The following is a 17,582-nucleotide window of genomic DNA, read 5'->3' as shown; positions in this document are numbered from 1 at the left end:
GATGCGCTCGCCTCGCGAGTTCATCGCAGCTCAAACCGCAACCGCCTGAGTGTCCGGCGAAACGGGGGCAAGATCAGAGACGGGGAACGGTGCGAGACGCCAACCTCGGCGGGAGCCTGTGTGATCGTTGTCCAAAAGAGGAGGGCGCAGCGCTCTACGATGCTCGTGGCAGCAGCAGGCCGCATGGTAGTCTGGTAAGATCAAGGTAAGGAATTCCGAGCCATAGAACTCGCAGGAAGTGCGACGTGCACGCCGGCGCCGCGAACGACGACCTCGGGAGCGGCCGCAACAGAACGTTGGAGGACACCGTGAACTGGTTTGCCGAACTTCTGGACGATCTGATCGAGCAGAACGGGCGCCTGGAATCCGATACCGTCGCGGAACTGCGCCGGGCTCGGGACAGGATCACAAAGGAGGGCGGATTTCCGCCCCGGAAGGCAGAAACGGAGCGCCTGCTGAGCCAGCTCGAGGACGCGGAGACGCTCGACCAGGCGGCAAGCATCTTCGGCGACATGCCGCGCGAGTTCGGTTTCGACGAGGCAACGCTCATTGTCCTGAACGAAGGCGGCCGGTATCTTTCGCGCCGGGTCCTCTCGACCCTGCCGGACGATTGGTGGGGCGACTACAACGCGCTGCGGCTCTTCGACGGCGATCCGATCATCGAAGGCATCCTGGCCCGCGAGCACGAGCTCTTCCTCGATGAATTGATCCCGGTCCACGACGCACCAATGCGCTACCTGAAAGCGGCTCAGGCGCGTGGCATCGGCTGCAACGGCGTCATCTTCAAGATCGCTTATCCCACAGGTCTCGTCGCCGCGGTGATCCTCAACACGGTTCGCACCCCGGATTTCGCGCGAACGCAGTACCGCAAGTATCGGGATGACCTGCATGCGCTCGCCTTTGCCACCTGCGACGCCCTCAGCTACTTCAGCCAGGTCGGCGTCTCGACGATGACGCCGCTCAGCGCCGAGGAGGTGCATTTCCTCCGCCTCGTCGCGCTCAGCGAGGATCCGGCGCGCGCCCTGTCGATGCCCTGCCGCTACGGCTCCGCCCTGAACGTGCAGACCCAGATCGTCCGCAAGCTGGGGGTCAAGTCGATCTTCCAGGCGGTGCTGATCGCGGCGCGCCGCGGTCTGCTGGACGTTGCCATCTTCCATCCCGACGAGGTGGTCCCGACGCGGCCCCGCATCAGCGGCTGGGACGTCCTGCAGGCGCTGCCCCTCGCGACGCATCCGGAGGACGAGGCTGTGCACCGCCTCTCGGCCTGATCGGCCGGCCGCGATCACAAGCAGACGCTGTGCCGACCTTGACATCCACCGCTTTTCGGCGGCCGATACGTCGCAACCGCAGGTTGACCATCCCATTGGGACGAAGAGCACATGAACCAGCGTCAGGAAGAGCACATCCGGCTTGGGCAACTGGAAGACAGCGTCCTGCGGCTGGAGGCCTCTCTCGCCGAACTCCGATCCGAGGTTGAGGCGCTGGGTGACGCCTTCGTCATGACTGCCGCCAGCCTTGATGCCCAATCGCGTGGCACGTTTCTCGACACTCTGTCTCGGGCGGCGGAGGCACAGCGCGAGCTTGATAATGAGCGGACAGCACGGGCGATCGAGACACTCGTCGTGTCAGCCAGAGAAGCGACCTGAGGCCGACGACGGCCGAAATGGCCCTGTCGCCCGGAAGAAGGGTGCGGCCCCTCGCGAACCACACCCTTCCCTCCCACCAGATGCCGTAGCGCAAGCAGTTCCGACGCACTCGCAATTCCGCGTTGCTGCCGGAAACTGAGAAGCATTCGGCTAAGCGATCAATCCGCGTTTCCGCCGTAACCGCCCGCACGATCAAGAGAGATCGTAGTTCAGCCTGAACAATCCGATCAGCCGCCGGCGGCGCCCATTTCGGGAGGGCTGTCGGGCCTGAATGCGCCGAGGATGGCGGCGATCAGGAGAGCCAAGAGCGCCCTGAGGTGGGCGAGGATCTTGCGGAGGTTGTGGTCGCAGGCGCAGAGGACGGCGAAGAGCGCGTCGCCAGTGGTTCCCTTGAGCGGGCTGCGCGTCAGCCGGCCGTCGGTCTTCATGTGGCCGGTCGCCAATGAATGCGCCAATGATTCGAGCATCATTGGCGACGGCTCGATGGCGCTGCGGCGGCGCAGGAGCCTGGCCAGTGACGGCGTGATGCCCCTGCGGGTGCCGCTGATCAGCACGCGTGTGGTCTCGACGCCGTGCCCGCGGTAGCCGCGGTCGACGACAGCGAGAACGGGGCGGCGATCGGTCAGCACCTCGACCTGGTGCTGCTGCGCACCGCTATCGCCGGGGGCGGCTTCGGTCCCTCGGACGTCCCGTCAACGCGACGGCGGAACCCGTTAGCCCGACTGAACCGTTGAGGCGACGAGCGAGTCCCAGGCGGTTTCTGTTTCAACGTCCGGGGCCGTGTACGTGGGCGCAGCGACACGAGAAAGGAACTTGCAGTGGAAGGGATCTATTGCGGCCCGCCACCTGTTCCCCATGCCATTTGGGCGAGCTGGAACTTCGACCCGTATCTGCTCGGAGGCCTGCTGCTGCTCGCTGCAGTCGCAGGCCGTGACCGGACGGGCGCAGCAGCGGTTGGCGTTCTGGTCGTCGCCTTCGTCTCGCCACTCTGTGCGCTCTCGTCGGCGCTCTTTTCGGCCCGGGTCGTGCATCACCTGCTGCTGGTTGCCGTGGCGGCGCCGCTCTTCGCATGGTCGATGCCCGCGTGGCGGACGAGGAACCCGGGGCTGTCGTTCACCGTCTCGACGGCGGTCCTCTGGGTCTGGCACGTACCGTCGGCCTATGACCTGGCCCTGTCGCACATGGGTGTCTACTGGCTGATGCAGGTCTCGCTCGTTACGAGCGCGCTCTGGTATTGGCGCGACGTCTTCGCCGCCGATCGATCGCCCGTGGAGGCGCTGGCCCTCGTGGTCGCAGGGTTTACGCAGATGGGAATGCTGGGCGCGATCCTGACTTTCGCGCCCCAGCAGCTTTACGCCGCGCACGCAGTTGCGCCGCTGGCGTGGAGTTTGACGCCGCTCGCGGACCAGCAGCTCGGTGGGCTGCTCATGTGGGTGCCGGCCGGGCTGCCCTACGCGGTGGCGGCGGGCGCGGCGGCGCGGCGTGGCTGGTCGGACCTGAAGGGTCGGGGCGCGTGATCGACTGGCTCCGCGACACCATACCGATCTTCAAGGCCTTCCACATCGCGGCGCTCTGCATCTGGTGCGGCGGGTTGCTGGCGCTGCCGCTGATGCTGTCACGGCACGATCCGGCGGTGGCGCAGGACGACTATCGGCGCATCCGCCGCGCCACGCACCTGACATACACGACCTGCGTCACGCCCGCGGCGGTAGTCGCGGTGGTCGCGGGCACTTGGCTCATCTTCCTGCGCGAGGCGTTCGTGCCTTGGCTTTACGCCAAGCTCTTGTTCGTTGCGCTGCTGGTGGCCGCTCATGCCTGGATCGGTCACATCATGGTCGAGGTGGCCGAGACACCAGGGCGCGATACTCCGCCCCGGCCGCTCCTGCCCGTGGTCGCGATCCTCCTGCCGGTCCTCGCGATCCTCGTCCTGGTGCTCGGCAAGCCCGACCTCGACTGGATCGAGTTGCCCCAGTGGCTGCGCGAGCCCCACGGCGGTCACTTTCCCTTTGACGTACCGAGACGATAGTCGAAGACGAGTTTGCCGCCATGCCAGCCAGTGAACGACACCATCAGCACGCAGAGGCCCGACAGCAGGATGCCGTAGGGCAGCACCGCCGTCTCGTAGCCATAGAGCCTGTGGCCCCAGTTCGCCCCGAGCAGCGCGAGCAGCGTCACCGCGATGATGAAGTGCGTCCAGGCGGCGGCACGGGCGCGGATGCCGCTCACCAGCAGGATCTCGGCGGTGCCGGAGAAGCCGGCAAGCATGCCGAAGAGAAACCCCGTCCCTGCCGCCCAAATCCCGGCCCTCGCCCAGAAGATGTCGCCCGTCCACCAGTAGAGCAGGTCGGCGCCGAATACGCAGAAGGTCAGCGCGACCGGGAACGATACGCTCATCGCATGGATCGGGTGGCCAAGGATGGCAATCTGCGACTCGGTCTCGTCGTAGCCCGGCCGTTCCGAGATCGGGTCGATCAACTGCTCGTCCTCGCCCTGAAATCTCTCTTCGGCCATCGCCGGCGCCTCCGTTGCGGTCTAATTGCTGGAATAACGCCGCTCGTCCTTGCTGGTTGCGAGGGGGCGCTCTCCACTCTCGACCCGGCGGGGCCGGCGGCGCGGGCGATCGGCACGCTCTGGTGGGTGATGTTCGCCGGCGCGACGCTGATCTTGGCATTCGTCCTGGTGCTGTTGGCGCTGGCTTTCCGGCCCCGGTCCGTTCCCCCGGACGAGCGCGGGCAGACGCGCTTCTGGATCATCGGCCTCGGCCTCGGCTTCTCGATGACGATCCTGGCGGCACTGCTGGCCTACGGCTTGACTGTCGGCGAACGGCTGCTGCCGCGCGACTCGGCCGAGACGGTGGCCGTCCGGGCAGTCGCGGAGCGGTGGAGCTGGAGCTTCGGCTACGAGGAACTTCCCGGGCACGTCACCGAGAACGTGCTGCACATCCCGGCGGGCCGCCCCGTCGACGTGGCGATCACCAGCGTCGATGTCGTCCACAGCTTCTGGGTGCCGCGGCTTGCCGGCAAGCTCGACGCCATTCCCGGCCACGTCAACGTCCTGCGGATCGAGGCCGACGCGCCCGGCACCTACGATGGACTTACGGCCGAGTTTAACGGCGAGGGATACGAGGAGCACGAGTTTCTGGTGATCGCACACGACGAGGCGGACTGGCAGGCCTTCCTGCGTGGAGAGGCGCCGTGAGCGCGCTCCGCCGGCACCGCAGGCTGACGGCGATCTGGGCGTCCGAGCCCGGCTGGAAGGGCTGGTTCAGTACCGTCAACCATACCGACGTCGGCCGGATGTTCCTCGCCACGTCGTTCTTCTTCTTCCTCGTGGGCGGCATCCTCGCGATGCTGATCCGGGCGCAGCTCGCGACGCCGCACTCCGCCTTCGCCGGCCCCGAAGTCTACAACCAGCTCTTCACGATGCACGGGACCATCATGATGTTCCTGTTCGCGATCCCCACCTTCGAGGGGCTGGCGATCTACCTGCTGCCCAAGATGCTGGGGACGCGCGACCTCGCCTATCCGCGGCTCACAGCCTACGGCTACTGGTGCTACTTCTTCGGCGGCGGGATGCTGCTCTTCTCGCTGCTTGCCGGGATCGCTCCCGATGGCGGCTGGTTCATGTACCCGCCGTTGACCGGACCGATCTACTCGCCCGGCATCAACACCGACTTCTGGCTGATCGGGATCACCTTCGTTGAGATTTCGGCGATATGCGCCGCGGTCGAGTTCTGTGTCTCGATCCTGCGCTATCGCGCTCCCGGCATGTCGCTGGACAAGATGCCGATCTTCGCCTGGTACGCGCTCGTCACCTCGCTGATGATCCTGACGGGTTTTCCGCCGCTGATCCTCGGCTCCGTCCTGCTCGAGGTCGAACGGGCATTCGGCCTGCCGTTCTTCCAAGCCGAACTCGGCGGCGACAGTCTGCTCTGGCAGCACCTCTTCTGGCTCTTCGGCCACCCCGAGGTCTACATCATCTTCCTGCCCGCCGCGGGCGTGATATCGACCGTGATTCCGGTGATGTGCCGCACGACACTACTCGGCTACGGCTGGGTCGTCGCGGCGGCGGTGGCGCTGGCGTTCCTGAGCTTCGGGCTCTGGGTCCACCACATGTTCACCACCGGCATCCCGCACATGGGCCTGGCGTTCTTCTCCGCCGCCTCGACGCTGGTGGCGGTGCCGACGGGGGTGCAGGTCTTCGCCTGGATCGGCACGATGTGGAAGGGCCGGCCGGAGCTGCACCTGCCGATGCTGCACATCCTGGGGTTCTTCGTCACCTTCGTGATGGGCGGGCTGACCGGCGTGATGGTGGCGATCGTGCCCTTCGACTGGCAGGCGCACGACACCGCCTTCGTCACCGCGCACCTGCACTACGTACTCTTCGGCGGTTTCGTCTTCCCGATCCTCGCAGCGATCTACTACTGGCTGCCGCTCTTCACCGGGCGCACGCGGTTCTTCAAGCTGGGAGAGCTCGCATTCGGCCTGATCTTCGTGGGCTTCCACGGCACATTCCTGGCGATGCACTGGGTCGGATTGCTGGGGCAGCGGCGGCGCATCGAGACCTACGACGCCGAGGCGGGATGGACGACGATCAACCTTGTCTCCTCTGTGTCGAGCTTCGTCCTCGCCATCGGCCTCGCCATGGTCCTGCTCGACGTGCTGCTGCACTTCGTGGTCGCCGTCCGGGGTAGGCGTAATCCGTGGCACGCCGGCAGCCTCGAATGGGCAATGCCGGCGCCGCCGCCCGCCTACAACTTCGCGAGCCTGCCGGTGGTCGAGACGCGCGATCCGGTCTCGAGCGACCCCCACCTCGCCGTCCGGCTGGCGAGGGGTGAGGGCTGGCTCGCCGACCCCGCCCTCGACCGGCGCGAGACGCTGACGGTCGAGCCGAGCAGCGGAACCCCAGAGTACATGGTGATCTACCCCGGCAACACGCGCCTGCCGATCGTCTTCGCGGCAATTACAGGCCTCTTCTTCCTGTCGCTTCTCATCAAGGTCTACTGGCTGACCCCCATCGCCCTTGCCGGGATCGCGACAGTTGGCTGGCGGTGGGTCTGGAGCCTCGCGCAGCCCGTTGATCTCGGCCCGCAGGAGGCTGGCCGCGGCGAGCGGCTGCCGGTTTCGGGAGAGACGGACCGAGCTCCCGGCTGGTGGGGGTCGGCGTTCCTGCTGGCGGCCGACGCCACCTTCTTCGGCTCCCTCCTCTTCGGCTACGCCTTCCTCTGGACCGTCGCGCCGGGCTGGCCTCCGCCGGAGCTGCTGGAGCCATCGCTCCTGGAGCTGGGGGTGGGTCTGGCCGGAGCGCTCGTCGCTTCGATCGGCATGCGGATCGCCATCCGCGGCAACCGATCTCGTGGTACCGGCGTCGCGGGCCTCGCGGTCGCGCTGACCGGAACGGCGGCGGCCGCGCTGGCGGTGGCCTCGCTGATGATACGCGTCCCTGCGCCGGCGGGTCATGCCTACGACGCCACGCTCTTCGTGCTCGGCGGCTACGCGCTCTTTCACGCCGCGCTTGCGGGCCTTATGCAGACCTTCCTCATCGTGCGGGTGCGCCGCGGGTTCACCTCGCCGGCGCGCCGGGCGGAGTTCCCAATCGTCTGCCTCTGGGCGGACTACCTGGCGCTGGTCACAATCCTGGTGCTGGTCGTCGCGCACCTACCCGGCTGGCTGGCGTGACGGACGTCCTGCGCATCCTGGTAGCGCCGCTCGTCTGGCTCGCGGCGTTCAGTGGCGTCTACGGCCTGCACGGCGTCGGCTGCGCGTTCGGCTGGGCCGATGTCGAGCTCCTGTCGATCTCGCTCTTCCGGGTCGCTCTGCTCGCCGCTTGGGGCGCGGCGGTTCTCCTCCAGCTCAGCCTGATCCCGACGCTCGGTTCAAATCGCTTCGGCTCTGCCGCGCCCTTCGTCCGGCGGACCAGCGTCGCGCTGGCCTGGGTCGGGCTCGTCGCGACGCTCTGGACGTTGCTCCCCGTCGCCGTGATGTCCGCTTGCGACTGATCCGGCCCGCTTTCCCTCGCGGCTTCGTCTTCGGCGGCCGATCCGCTCACTCCTTCCTGATCTCGTGACCTCGGGAGGTCTCGGCCTGCGGCTCGCACCCGCCGCGGCCATCCGCGGCAATGAACGCGGCGCCGGAAGTTTGCGGTTGTCCTTTCTGAAGATGACCTAGAACCTCGAATGTGCCGAACAGCGAGGGACCATTCATGAAGAGCATCTTTTCAGCCGCCCTTCTGGGCGCGGCATTGGCGTTTAGCGCGGGTAGTGCCTCCGCTCAGGTCGTTGTCGGATCGAAGATCGACACCGAGGGCAACCTTCTCGGAAACATGATCAAGCTGGTGCTCGAGGATGCGGGCCTCGACGTCACCGACCGCGTCAGCCTCGGGGCGACGCCGATCGTGCGGCAGGCGATCACCAGCGGCGAGATCGACATCTATCCCGAATACACCGGCAATGCGGCCTTCTTCTTCGACGAGGCCGGCTCCGACGTCTGGCGCAACGCCGAGGAGGGGTATGCAGAGGCGAAACGGCTCGATGCCGAAGCCAACAACATCGTCTGGCTGACGCCTGCTCCGGCCAACAACACCTGGGCCATCGCGGTCCGTCAGGACGTCGCCGCGGAGCACGACCTCGACACCATGTCGGACCTCGGTGCGTACATCGCGGAGGGTGGCGAGATCAAGCTCGCGGCCTCGTCGGAGTTCGTGAACTCCGAGGCAGCCCTGCCGGCGTTTCAGGAGGCCTACGGGTTCGAGATGACGTCGGACCAGCTGCTGATTCTCTCGGGCGGGGACACGGCGGCGACGATCCGCGCCGCCGCCGAACAGACCGACGGCGCCAACGCGGCGATGGTCTACGGCACGGACGGCGCGATCTCGGAGGTCGGGCTCAAAGTGATGGAGGACGACAAGTCGGTGCAGCCGGTCTATGCGCCGACGCCCATCATCCGCGAGGAGGCGCTGGAGGCGAACCCGCAGATCGAGGAACTGTTGGCGCCGGTCTTCGAGAGCCTCGACCTTGAGACGCTGCAGCAGCTCAACGCACGGATCCAGCTCGGCGGCGAGAGCGCGCAGGCCGTCGCGCGAGACCATCTCCAGTCGCAGGGCTTCGTTCAGTAGGGTTCGGCGGATGAGCGCGGGCGCGGCGGCAGCGCCTTTCCGCGGCATCGAGGGCGCCGCCCTCGTCTTCGCCGTGCCGGCGGTGGCGGGACTGATGGCGCTGCCGTTCCTTACCGTGCGTCCGAACCGGATCGTAAGCGGTGACCCGCTCTATCTGTGGGAGGCGGCGGGCGGTTTAGCCGTGGCGGCGCTGCTCGCGGCGGCGCTGGTGCCGCTCATCAGCGGCCCGGCCTTGCGGGGCGGGCTGTCGGTCGCGGGAGTGGCGCTGGCGCTCTTCCTCGTCGGCCGCGAGGCGGACGCCAGACTTGCCGAGGCGGGCGATCTGGCACGAATTTCGCTCGGCGGCGGCTTCTGGCTGATGGTGGCGTCCTTCGCGCTCGCGGCAGCGGAGGGTCTTTCGCGGCTCGAGCCGCCGCCGCTCCTTCGGCTGGGACTGACGGCGCTCATGGCCGCCGCATTCGGAACGGCGCTCGTTAGCGGCTGGTTCGACGGGCTCTCCATCATGCAGGAGTACCGTGCGAACGCGGGCGCGTTCCGTTCCGCCTTCTGGGGGCACCTGCTGCTGGTCGGCGGCAGCCTCCTGCCCGCGCTTGCGATCGGCTTGCCGCTGGGTCGGGCCTGCTTCGCGTCGCCGCGCTGGCGGCGGGCCGCGATCCCCATCCTCAACATCCTGCAGACGACTCCCAGCATCGCGATGTTTGGGCTGCTCATGGTGCCGCTCGCGGCCCTCGTCGCGGCGGTGCCGGACCTGCGGCGGCTGGGCGTCGCCGGCGTGGGCGCGACGCCGGCGCTCATCGCGCTGACGCTCTACTCGCTGCTGCCGATCGTGACGAATACCGTTGCCGGATTCGCCGCCATCCCGGCGCAGAGCCGCGAGGCCGGGCGCGCCATGGGAATGACCCGGCGCGGCCTGCTGATTCAGGTCGAGTTGCCGCTGGCCGCGCCGATCATCCTGACCGGCGTGCGGATCGTGGTCGTGCAGAACATCGGGCTGGCGGCCATCGCGGCGCTGATCGGCGGCGGCGGGTTCGGCACGCTCATCTTCCGCGGCATGGGCCAGACGGCGATGGACCTCGTGCTGCTCGGCACGCTGCCCATCGTGGCGCTCGCCATCGTCGCGACGATCGTATTGGACGCCGTGATCGACCTGCTGAAGGGACGACGGAGATGATCGAGGTCGAGGGCCTGACGAAGCGCTTCGGCGCGACAACCGCGGTCGACGACGTGAGCTTTCGCGTGGAGGACGGAGAAGTGCTGGCGCTCGTCGGCACATCGGGCTGCGGCAAGTCCACCACGCTCAGGATGCTCAACCGGCTGATCGACCCGACGGAGGGGACGGTCCGTATTGACGGGCGCGACATCATGCAGGTTCCGCTCGAGGAGCTGCGCCTCGGGATCGGCTACGTCATCCAGGGGGTGGGGCTCTTCCCGCACTGGACGGTCGCGCGCAACATCGCCACCGTCCCCCGTCTGATGCGTTGGGACCGGGCGCGGATCGACGCGCGGGTGCGCGAGCTTCTGGAGCTCTTCCAGCTCGACCCGGCCGAGTTCGGCGACAAGTACCCCGCGCAGCTCTCCGGCGGTCAGCAGCAGAGGGTGGGTGTGGCGCGGGCGATGGCGGCCGAACCCTCGGTCCTCCTGATGGACGAGCCGTTCGGGGCGCTCGATCCGGTGACGCGGGCGCATCTGCAGGACGAGTTCGAGGCGATCCAGCGCCGACTCGGGACGACCGTGATCCTCGTCACGCACGACATGGATGAGGCGTTCAAGCTCGCCGACCGGATCGCCGTGATGGATACCGGAAGAATTCTGCAGATCGGCCGGTCCGAGCTCCTGCTCCGCGAGCCGCAGGAGGGCTTCGTGCGGCAGTTCGTGGGCCTCGACGATCGCGCGCTGCGCATCCTGTCGCTGCACGGGGTGGCGGAGATCGCGACGCCCCACAAGGTGGAAGGATGGGAGGTTCTGGACGGCGCCGTGGTGGATCAGGCGTCAGGCCGGAGGATCCTGCCGCTCGCGCCCTCGGATACGCTCCGCGAGGCGGCGTCGCGGATTATCTGGGAGGGTGCGGACAGCCTGCCGCTGGTGGAAGCGGGCATGCTCGTGGGTGCAGTGCGCGCCGAGGATGTCTGGCGCGTGGGGCGGCGCGCTTGAGGCGGGGCCGGGCGATCGGGCTGCTGATCGCCGCCGTGCTGTTCCTGGCGCTGGCGCTGCAGCCGCAGCTCTTCGCGCCGCTGCTCGCGCTTCTGAACGATCCGGGCCAGCAGATCATCTACGACCGCCAGCCGCTCGCGATGCTCGTGCTGTGGCATGTCGCGGTCGTTGCGGCGGCCGAGACCGCCGCCGTCATCACCGCCGTCGCGCTGGGCATCCTCGTGACCCGCAACCGAGGCGGCGACCTGATGACGCTGGCGCGGACGATCTCCAACCTCGGACAGACCTTCCCACCGATCGCCGTGCTCGCCGTGACGGTGCCGATCGTGGGCTTCGGGTTTGAGCCCACTTTCATCGCGCTCTACGCCTACGGCCTCCTGCCGGTCTTCGAAAATACGGTCGCCGGGCTGCGCGGCCTGCCACCCGCGACGCTGGAGGCCGCGCGCGGGATGGGTATGTCGAAGCCCGCGATCCTGCGGCAGGTCGAGCTGCCGCTCGCTGCGCCGGTCATCCTGGCGGGTATCCGCATCTCGACGATCATCAACATCGGCACGGCGACCATCGGCAGCACCGTCGGTGCCAAGGGTCTGGGCGAGGTCATCATCGCCGGCCTGCAGGCGGGCAATCAGGCGTTCATCGCGCAGGGCGCCATACTCGTGGCGCTGCTCGCCATCATCGTCGACGGGGCCTTCCGCCTTTTCGAGCGGTAGGACGCCGGCACCGGAACTCGCGCCACCCTGCGCTGTTCCCCTTCTTGGAGAACGAGGCGACGGAGGTCGCACGGCACTCGACGAGCAGATCAGGCACGACGCCCGGACCGACGGCAAGCGCGCCGTCCTCTACCGGATGGTGATGGAGGAGCATCTCTGCCCCTTCGGGCTCAAGTCGAAGGCTCTGCTCGAGCGCAAGGGCTTCACGGTCGACGACAATTGGCTCACGACGCGGGAAGAGACGGAGCGGTTCCAGAGTGAGCACGACGTGGACACGACTCCGCAGGCCTTCATCGGCGGCGAGCGAATCGGCGGCTACGAGGACCTTCGCAAGCACTTCGGCGAGGAACTCAAGGGTGAGGGCGAGACGAGCTTTCAGCCGGTCATCGCCATATTCGCGGTCTCTGCGCTCATGGCGCTCGCGGTCAGCAGGTACACCTTCGGCTCGCTGCTGACGCTCCGGGCGTTCGAGTGGTTCATCGCCTTCGCCATGACGCTGCTAGCGGTGCAGAAGCTGCAGGACGTCGAGAGCTTCTCGACGATGTTCCTGAATTACGACCTGCTTGCGCAGCGGTGGGTGCGGTACGGATACCTTTACCCGTTCGGCGAGGCGCTGGCGGGTATCCTGATGATCGCCGGGGTGCTGATCTGGATCGCCTCTCCGGTGGCGATCTTCATTGGCGCAGTCGGAGCCGTCTCTGTCTTCAAGGCCGTCTACGTCGACAAGCGCGAGTTGAAGTGTGCCTGCGTCGGCGGGTCCAGCAATGTGCGGCTGGGGTTCGTGTCGCTAACGGAGAACGTCATGATGCTCTTCATGGGCGTTTGGATGGCAGTCAAGGCCCTCGCCTAGAGGGCGCAGTGACCAAGTCACTGACGGAGCAAGAGAACTTCTCGGGACGACCTTACGCTTCGACTTGCCGCCCGAGGAAATGCTGCGCTGCAGCGAAAGAGGGTTGAAATGCTGCGACGCAGCATGCATATCAGTGTGGTCCGCCGCAAACGCACACACATGCCGGAGATGACCAGATGACCAACCCGCAAGACTTCACCGAACTCTTCGCAAAGCTGAACCCGGGCTTCGCCAACGGCCCTGCCGCCGACGTCTGGAAGACCTGGGCGACCTTCGGCGAGCGCTTCTCGAACATCGCGATCGAAGCCGCCTCGAAATCGAACGAGATTGCCAGCGCCTCGACCAACGAGACCATCGCCCGCCTGCGCGACGTGACCACGGTCCGTGACGAGCCCGCCGACTACGCCCAAGCCGTCGCCGCCTTCTCGCAGGCCCAGATCGAGCTGTCGCGCCGCACCGCCGAAGCGTTCGGCGGCGTCGTGAAGCAGGCCCAGACCGACACGGCCGAACTCTTCACCGCCACCGGCGAGCGCGTCGCGCAGAGCGTCGCCGCCAACACCGACGCGGCCGTCAGCAAGACCGCCGCGAAGGGCACGCGGGTGGCCAAGGCCGCGCGCTGATCGCACTACGCGTTCTTTGACGAGTGCAGAGAGGCGGACCTTCGGGTCCGCCTCTTTTCGTTGGACGTTCGCGCCGACACACCATCGGACTCGCAGTAGAGAAAACCACCAGCGACTGCGACCTGCTGGCGGCCAGTGATCGCGACGGCTACCGTCGGCCGATGATGATCCGCTCCGCAATCCTGGTGCTCTCGCTGCTGCCCGCGATCGCCTTGCCCGCCCTCGCACAGGAAGAGACGGCGCCGCCCCAGCCGCCCATCGCGATCGAGGACGTGCGGCCCGACGCCGCCATTGCCGCACGGCTGCGTCAGATCCTGCAGGCGCTCGACCGCGACGGGATCGCGGCGGAGGTCGAGGCCGGCGTCGTCACCCTGACGGGTGAGGTGGCGGACCCCTCCATCAGCGAGGAGGTGGGCGCCATCGCCGCGCGCCTTGAGGGCGTGGTTGCCGTCCGAAACGACCTGATCGAGACAAGCGCGCTGGCCGAGCAGCTGGATCCTGCTGTCGGCCGGTTCCAGACGCGGGTCGCGCAGGTGATCGCGCGCCTTCCCCTGCTGCTGCTCGCCGGAGCGATCTTCGCGGCCGTCGTGGCCTTGGGCTGGCTCGCGGCGCGGGCGCGGCTGTGGGACCGGCTCGCGCCCAACGCCTTCATCGCCGGCATCTACCGTCAGGCGGTGCGGATCGTCTTCGCTCTCGCGGGTCTCGTCATGGCGCTCGACCTCGCGGGAGCGACGGCGCTCCTCGGCACGATCCTGGGCGCGGCCGGCATCGTCGGCCTCGCCATCGGCTTTGCGGTGCGCGACACGGTCGAGAACTTCGTCGCCTCGGTCATGCTGAGCTTGCGCCAGCCGTTCAGGCCGAACGACCTGGTGGAGATCGAGGGCGACTCGGGGCGCGTCATCCGCCTGACCTCGCGCGCGACGATACTGCTGTCGCTCGACGGCAACCACATCCGCATCCCGAACGCGACCGTCTTCAAGAGCCGGCTCGTCAACTACACGCGGAATCCCGAGCGCCGCTTTGTCTTCGACATCGGGATCGATCCCGAGGCGGACCTGGAGGGCACACGCTTGCTGGTGCAGCGGGCGCTGGGCGAGATGCCCTTCGTGCTGGCCCGGCCCGAGGCGCTCGTATGGATCGAGAACCTCAACGAGTCAGGCGCAATCCTGCGCGTGACGGGCTGGATCGACCAGGAGGCGACCGGCTTCGCCACCGCCCGGAGCGACGCGATTCGGCTGGTCAAGGCGGCGATCGAGGCCGCCGGCGTCTCGATCCCCGACACCACGTATCGCATCCGCCTTGAAGGCGTGGGCGCGCCCATGGAGGCGCCCGCACCGGCGCCGCGCCAGCGCCCGGCCATTGAGGCGCCGCCGCAGGCCTTCCAGCAGTCCGAGGAGAAGGCGCTCATCGCGCTGGTCTCGGCCGAGCGCCGGGACGAAGAGGACCTGCTCAGACGCGACGCGCCGCAGGAATAGCGGGACGACCGCGTCAGAACGCGCCAGTCCCCAGGAAGCCGTCTTCGGGGAAGGTGTCGTAGACCCGCTTGCCGACCAGGTCCTTCAGCGTCTCGGTCGTGCCGCCACCGAGGGTGCCGTAGCGGGCGCCGCGGTAGAAGTGCGAGACGGGGTACTCGTCGGTGAAGCCATAGCCGCCATGGACCTGAAGCGCGGTATTCGTGACCCGCAGCGCCATCTCGTTGCAATGCATCTTGGCGATCGCGGCAAGGTAGGGGTCTGGAAACGGATCGGCGGTGGCACAGGCGCGGTAGAGGATCGAGCGGGCGACCTCGATCTCGCGGTACATCTCGGCCAGCATCCAGCGCATCCCCTGCTTCGTGCCGATCGGGCGCCCGAACGCTTCGCGGTCGCGGGCGTAGCGTACGGCCTCACCGAACGCCCCCTCGGCAAGCCCGAGCGAAATCGCCGGGTTCATGCAGCGCTGCGTGTTGAAGGCGCTGAGCAGCTTGCGGAACCCGTCTTCGCGGATGATCAGCTGCTCGAGCGGCATCTCGCAGTCGGTGAACTGGATCTCGGCCAGGTTCTCGCCGCCCATCGTATGATAGCGGCCCGTGACCTCGAAGCCCGGCGCGTCGCGGTTGACGAGGACGCAGCCGATCCCCTCGCGCCCCGGCTGGCCATCGATCCGGGTGAAGACCACGAACCACTCCGCCTCGTCCGCGCGGCTGATGAGCGTCTTGGTGCCGTTCATCACCAGCCGGTCGTTCATCACGCGGGTATTCGTCCTGTAGTTCGCGACGTCGGTCCCGGCATGCGGCTCGGTCATGCAGATGGCGAGGATGACGTCGCCGGTGCAGACGCCGGGCAGGATGCTCTGGCGGATCTCTTCCGGGGCGTAGCGGGCGATGATGCGGTTCTGCACGCCCATCATGCCGAGCGCGGCCATCGCGGTCACGTAGCAAACCTTGGCGATCTCCTCGAGCACGATGGCGCAGTCGAGCACCGGCAGGCCGAGGCCGCCGTACTCCTCCGGCACCGCCATTCCCAGCACGCCCAGATCGGCCAGATCCTTGACGTTCTCCCACGGGAACGTGCCGTCCTGATATCGCGGCACCCGCGCGCGGAACTTGTCGTTCGCAAGCTGGCGAACGCTCTCTGCCATGGCGCGCTGTTCGTCGGTGAGCTCGAGCTTCATGTATCTTCCCCTTCGCGGCTGGCGCCGGTGCATCCGCCGGCGTACAAGCGTATCCATAAACCCGGCGCGCGGCGAGGGCGATGCACTCCGGCTTCAGCAACGCGCATCGCGATCGCAGCGGCCGCCGGGCTGCACAAGGTTCGAGACGCGGCAATAACCGGAGGGAGACGATGGATCATCTGGGCAGGGAGGCGGCGCCGCTGCCGCTGGCTGGCGTGACGGTGATCGACCTGTCGCACATCTATAACGGTCCCTACGCCACGCTCCTGCTGGCACTGGCCGGCGCGGAGGTGATCAAGGTCGAGCCGAAGGGCGGCGAGCATCTCAGGAGCCGCGGCAACGCCGGACCCGCGGCGATGGCCTATGCGATGCTGAACTCGAACAAGGAGAGCATGACGCTGGACCTCAAGAGCACGCGGGGCAAGGCGATCCTGCTCGACCTCGTGACGCGCGCGGACGTCGTGGTCGAGAATTTCTCGCCAGGCACCACCGACCGGCTCGGCATTGGTCCCGCCGTCCTGCGGGAGATCAATCCGAGGCTGATCTACGGCTCGAGCTCGGGCTACGGCAAGGACGGGCCCTACCGGAGCTATCCGGCCATGGACCTGGTGATGCAGGCGATGACCGGCGTCATCAGCATCACCGGCCATCCCGACCAGCCGCCGGTCAAGGCGGGGCCGGCGCTCTGCGACTTCAGTGCCGGCGTCCACCTCTACGCGGCCATCGTCACGGCGCTCTACGAGCGCGAGCGGACGGGTCATGGCCGCGTGGTGGAGGTGTCGATGCAGGACGCGACCTACGCGACGATGACCTCGAACCTCGGGATGCTGATGGCGATGGGGGACGCGGCGCCGTCGCGCACCGGCAACCGCCACGGCGGCCTCGGCATCTCGCCCTACAACAGCTATCGCGCGTCGGACGGCTTCGTGGTGCTGAACGCGCCCGGCGACGCGGACTTCCGCGCGATGCTGCGCGTGATCGGTCGCGAGGATCTCGAGGACGATCCGCGCTTCGTCAGCCGAACCTCGCGGGTTGAGAACATGGCGGCGGTGGACGAGCTGCTGGAGGGCTGGACCGCAGGGCGCCCGCGGGACGAGATCGCCCGCCTGATGCTTGTCGCGGGCGTGCCCTGCGCTCCGGTGCGTGAGCTCGCCGAGGTGATCGAGGATGAGAACATGCACGCCCGCGGCAGCCTGCAGCGCGTCGACCACCCCGAGCTCGGCCGGATCGTCCTGCCGCACAGCCCGCTCCGCTTCGAGGGCAGTCCGCTGAAGCCGCTGGACCCGAGCCACCCGGTCGGCGCCGACACGGCCGCCATCCTGGGGCGGCGGCTCGGCTACAGCGAGGACGAGGTCGACGCGCTGCGGCAGGAGGGGGTGGTGTGACCGTTCCCTTCGACTTTCCCGCCCATGGATATCGCCCGCACGAGGACGAGGGCTTCCTCGGCCATGTCGGACCGATCTGGGAAAAGGTGGAGAACGGGGACCTGACGCTGGCTTTCCAGGCGGAGGGAAAGCACGCGAACCTGCTCGGAGTCGTGCAGGGTGGCATGCTCATGACCATGGCCGACCGTCTCCTCGGCTTGTTCGGCCGGATGCACAACGAGCACCGGCCCCAGGCGACAGTGCAGCTCGACGTGCACTTCCTGGGCTCGGTGAAGATGGGCGACGTGGTGATCGGCCGGCCCCGGCTGGTGCGTAACACGCGCACGCTCTTCTTCCTGGAGGGCACGCTCTATGTCGACGAGACGGAGGTGCTGTCCGCGCGCGGCGTCTGGAAGAAGCTCGGCACCTGACCACGGCGCCCCTGCCCGTGGAACCCGCTGCGCTCGGCGCGGCTT

At 67.7% G+C, this 17,582-nt stretch carries 18 protein-coding genes and 1 pseudogene; 16 read left to right on the top strand and 3 right to left on the bottom strand.

The genetic code is table 11. The features are described 5' to 3' along the window. Positions 1–308 precede the first annotated feature (308 nt). Both JM664_RS02655 and JM664_RS02650 read left to right on the top strand, forming a co-directional pair. A complete protein-coding gene (locus tag JM664_RS02655) occupies positions 309–1,268 on the top strand; it encodes an autoinducer binding domain-containing protein (protein ID WP_227418338.1) in 960 nt (319 codons plus the stop codon). Positions 1,269–1,379: 111 nt separating this feature from the next. Next, entirely contained in the window at positions 1,380–1,646 is a 267-nt protein-coding gene (locus JM664_RS02650; RefSeq protein ID WP_227418337.1) for a hypothetical protein, read from the top strand. A gap of 227 nt (positions 1,647–1,873) precedes the next feature. Here JM664_RS02650 and JM664_RS02645 read toward each other — a convergent pair. Continuing rightward, positions 1,874–2,284, bottom strand: a pseudogene (locus JM664_RS02645) (IS5/IS1182 family transposase); the annotation flags it as partial. 180 nt (positions 2,285–2,464) lie between these two features. Between JM664_RS02645 and JM664_RS02640 the strand changes: the two are divergent. Together JM664_RS02640 and JM664_RS02635 are read left to right on the top strand one after the other, a co-directional pair. After that, positions 2,465–3,163: a cytochrome c oxidase assembly protein gene (locus tag JM664_RS02640; protein WP_227418336.1), complete on the top strand. Its 699-nt coding sequence runs from the start codon at positions 2,465–2,467 to the stop codon at positions 3,161–3,163. Next, positions 3,160–3,672, top strand: a complete 513-nt coding sequence (locus tag JM664_RS02635; protein WP_227418335.1) for a CopD family protein — start codon at positions 3,160–3,162, stop codon at positions 3,670–3,672. The genes JM664_RS02640 and JM664_RS02635 overlap by 4 nt, the downstream gene beginning before the upstream one ends. Here JM664_RS02635 and JM664_RS02630 read toward each other — a convergent pair. Then, positions 3,642–4,157 carry a DUF2231 domain-containing protein gene (locus JM664_RS02630; RefSeq protein ID WP_227418334.1) on the bottom strand — a complete coding sequence of 172 codons (516 nt, stop codon included), beginning with the start codon at positions 4,155–4,157 and terminating at the stop codon, positions 3,642–3,644. The two genes, JM664_RS02635 and JM664_RS02630, sit on opposite strands and share 31 nt — an antisense overlap. Positions 4,158–4,286: 129 nt before the next feature. Here JM664_RS02630 and JM664_RS02625 point away from each other — a divergent pair, with 129 nt between their 5' ends. The 10 genes from JM664_RS02625 to JM664_RS02580 all read left to right on the top strand — a co-directional run bounded on the left by JM664_RS02625 (position 4,287) and on the right by JM664_RS02580 (position 14,565). Further along, a complete protein-coding gene (locus tag JM664_RS02625) occupies positions 4,287–4,844 on the top strand; it encodes a cytochrome c oxidase subunit II (protein WP_227418333.1) in 558 nt (185 codons plus the stop codon). Continuing rightward, a complete protein-coding gene (gene ctaD / locus JM664_RS02620; RefSeq protein ID WP_227418332.1) occupies positions 4,841–7,324 on the top strand; it encodes a cytochrome c oxidase subunit I in 2,484 nt (827 codons plus the stop codon). Before JM664_RS02625 ends, ctaD begins: the two co-directional genes overlap by 4 nt. Then, on the top strand, positions 7,321–7,644 hold the full coding sequence (locus tag JM664_RS02615; protein ID WP_227418331.1) for a hypothetical protein: 324 nt from the start codon (positions 7,321–7,323) through the stop codon (positions 7,642–7,644). The genes ctaD and JM664_RS02615 overlap by 4 nt, the downstream gene beginning before the upstream one ends. 203 nt (positions 7,645–7,847) lie before the next feature. Beyond that, a complete protein-coding gene (gene osmF / locus JM664_RS02610) occupies positions 7,848–8,759 on the top strand; it encodes a glycine betaine ABC transporter substrate-binding protein OsmF (protein ID WP_227418330.1) in 912 nt (303 codons plus the stop codon). A 10-nt stretch (positions 8,760–8,769) separates the two neighbouring features. Then, positions 8,770–9,930, top strand: a complete 1,161-nt coding sequence (locus tag JM664_RS02605; protein ID WP_227418329.1) for an ABC transporter permease — start codon at positions 8,770–8,772, stop codon at positions 9,928–9,930. Next, positions 9,927–10,910 (top strand): ABC transporter ATP-binding protein, encoded by a 984-nt coding sequence (locus JM664_RS02600; protein WP_227418328.1) that lies wholly within the window; start codon positions 9,927–9,929, stop codon positions 10,908–10,910. Before JM664_RS02605 ends, JM664_RS02600 begins: the two co-directional genes overlap by 4 nt. Beyond that, on the top strand, positions 10,907–11,620 hold the full coding sequence (locus JM664_RS02595) for an ABC transporter permease (RefSeq protein ID WP_227418327.1): 714 nt from the start codon (positions 10,907–10,909) through the stop codon (positions 11,618–11,620). Before JM664_RS02600 ends, JM664_RS02595 begins: the two co-directional genes overlap by 4 nt. 142 nt (positions 11,621–11,762) lie before the next feature. Beyond that, positions 11,763–12,470, top strand: a complete 708-nt coding sequence (locus JM664_RS02590) for a glutaredoxin (protein ID WP_227418326.1) — start codon at positions 11,763–11,765, stop codon at positions 12,468–12,470. 176 nt (positions 12,471–12,646) lie between these two features. Further along, complete coding sequence (locus JM664_RS02585; RefSeq protein ID WP_227418325.1) at positions 12,647–13,090, top strand: hypothetical protein; 444 nt, start codon at positions 12,647–12,649, stop codon at positions 13,088–13,090. Positions 13,091–13,251: 161 nt separating this feature from the next. After that, positions 13,252–14,565: a mechanosensitive ion channel family protein gene (locus JM664_RS02580; RefSeq protein ID WP_319637511.1), complete on the top strand. Its 1,314-nt coding sequence runs from the start codon at positions 13,252–13,254 to the stop codon at positions 14,563–14,565. Between the two features lie 13 nt (positions 14,566–14,578). On the opposite strand, the gene JM664_RS02575 is transcribed toward JM664_RS02580, so the two are convergent. Beyond that, a complete protein-coding gene (locus tag JM664_RS02575; RefSeq protein WP_227418324.1) occupies positions 14,579–15,742 on the bottom strand; it encodes an acyl-CoA dehydrogenase family protein in 1,164 nt (387 codons plus the stop codon). Between the two features lie 170 nt (positions 15,743–15,912). Between JM664_RS02575 and JM664_RS02570 the strand changes: the two genes are divergently transcribed. Both JM664_RS02570 and JM664_RS02565 read left to right on the top strand, forming a co-directional pair. After that, positions 15,913–17,127, top strand: a complete 1,215-nt coding sequence (locus tag JM664_RS02570; RefSeq protein ID WP_227418323.1) for a CaiB/BaiF CoA transferase family protein — start codon at positions 15,913–15,915, stop codon at positions 17,125–17,127. After that, positions 17,124–17,537: a PaaI family thioesterase gene (locus tag JM664_RS02565; RefSeq protein ID WP_227418322.1), complete on the top strand. Its 414-nt coding sequence runs from the start codon at positions 17,124–17,126 to the stop codon at positions 17,535–17,537. The genes JM664_RS02570 and JM664_RS02565 overlap by 4 nt, the downstream gene beginning before the upstream one ends. Positions 17,538–17,582 lie beyond the last annotated feature (45 nt).

The sequence above is a fragment of the Roseitranquillus sediminis genome (assembly GCF_016918935.1).
In the GTDB taxonomy this organism is placed as follows: domain Bacteria; phylum Pseudomonadota; class Alphaproteobacteria; order Rhodobacterales; family Rhodobacteraceae; genus Roseitranquillus; species Roseitranquillus sediminis.
This window is presented reverse-complemented; position numbering and strand designations above follow the sequence as displayed.

What these genes read in the sequence shown, in the direction of transcription:
- JM664_RS02580 (WP_319637511.1), top strand. Translation starts at nt 13,252, where the DNA reads ATGATGATCCGCTCCGCAATCCTGGTGCTCTCGCTGCTGCCCGCGATC.
- JM664_RS02600 (WP_227418328.1), top strand. Translation starts at nt 9,927, where the DNA reads ATGATCGAGGTCGAGGGCCTGACGAAGCGCTTCGGCGCGACAACCGCG.
- JM664_RS02625 (WP_227418333.1), top strand. Translation starts at nt 4,287, where the DNA reads ATGTTCGCCGGCGCGACGCTGATCTTGGCATTCGTCCTGGTGCTGTTG.
- osmF (WP_227418330.1), top strand. Translation starts at nt 7,848, where the DNA reads ATGAAGAGCATCTTTTCAGCCGCCCTTCTGGGCGCGGCATTGGCGTTT.
- JM664_RS02590 (WP_227418326.1), top strand. Translation starts at nt 11,763, where the DNA reads ATGGAGGAGCATCTCTGCCCCTTCGGGCTCAAGTCGAAGGCTCTGCTC.
- JM664_RS02585 (WP_227418325.1), top strand. Translation starts at nt 12,647, where the DNA reads ATGACCAACCCGCAAGACTTCACCGAACTCTTCGCAAAGCTGAACCCG.
- JM664_RS02575 (WP_227418324.1), bottom strand. Translation starts at nt 15,742, where the DNA reads ATGAAGCTCGAGCTCACCGACGAACAGCGCGCCATGGCAGAGAGCGTT.
- JM664_RS02570 (WP_227418323.1), top strand. Translation starts at nt 15,913, where the DNA reads ATGGATCATCTGGGCAGGGAGGCGGCGCCGCTGCCGCTGGCTGGCGTG.
- JM664_RS02630 (WP_227418334.1), bottom strand. Translation starts at nt 4,157, where the DNA reads ATGGCCGAAGAGAGATTTCAGGGCGAGGACGAGCAGTTGATCGACCCG.
- JM664_RS02605 (WP_227418329.1), top strand. Translation starts at nt 8,770, where the DNA reads ATGAGCGCGGGCGCGGCGGCAGCGCCTTTCCGCGGCATCGAGGGCGCC.
- JM664_RS02650 (WP_227418337.1), top strand. Translation starts at nt 1,380, where the DNA reads ATGAACCAGCGTCAGGAAGAGCACATCCGGCTTGGGCAACTGGAAGAC.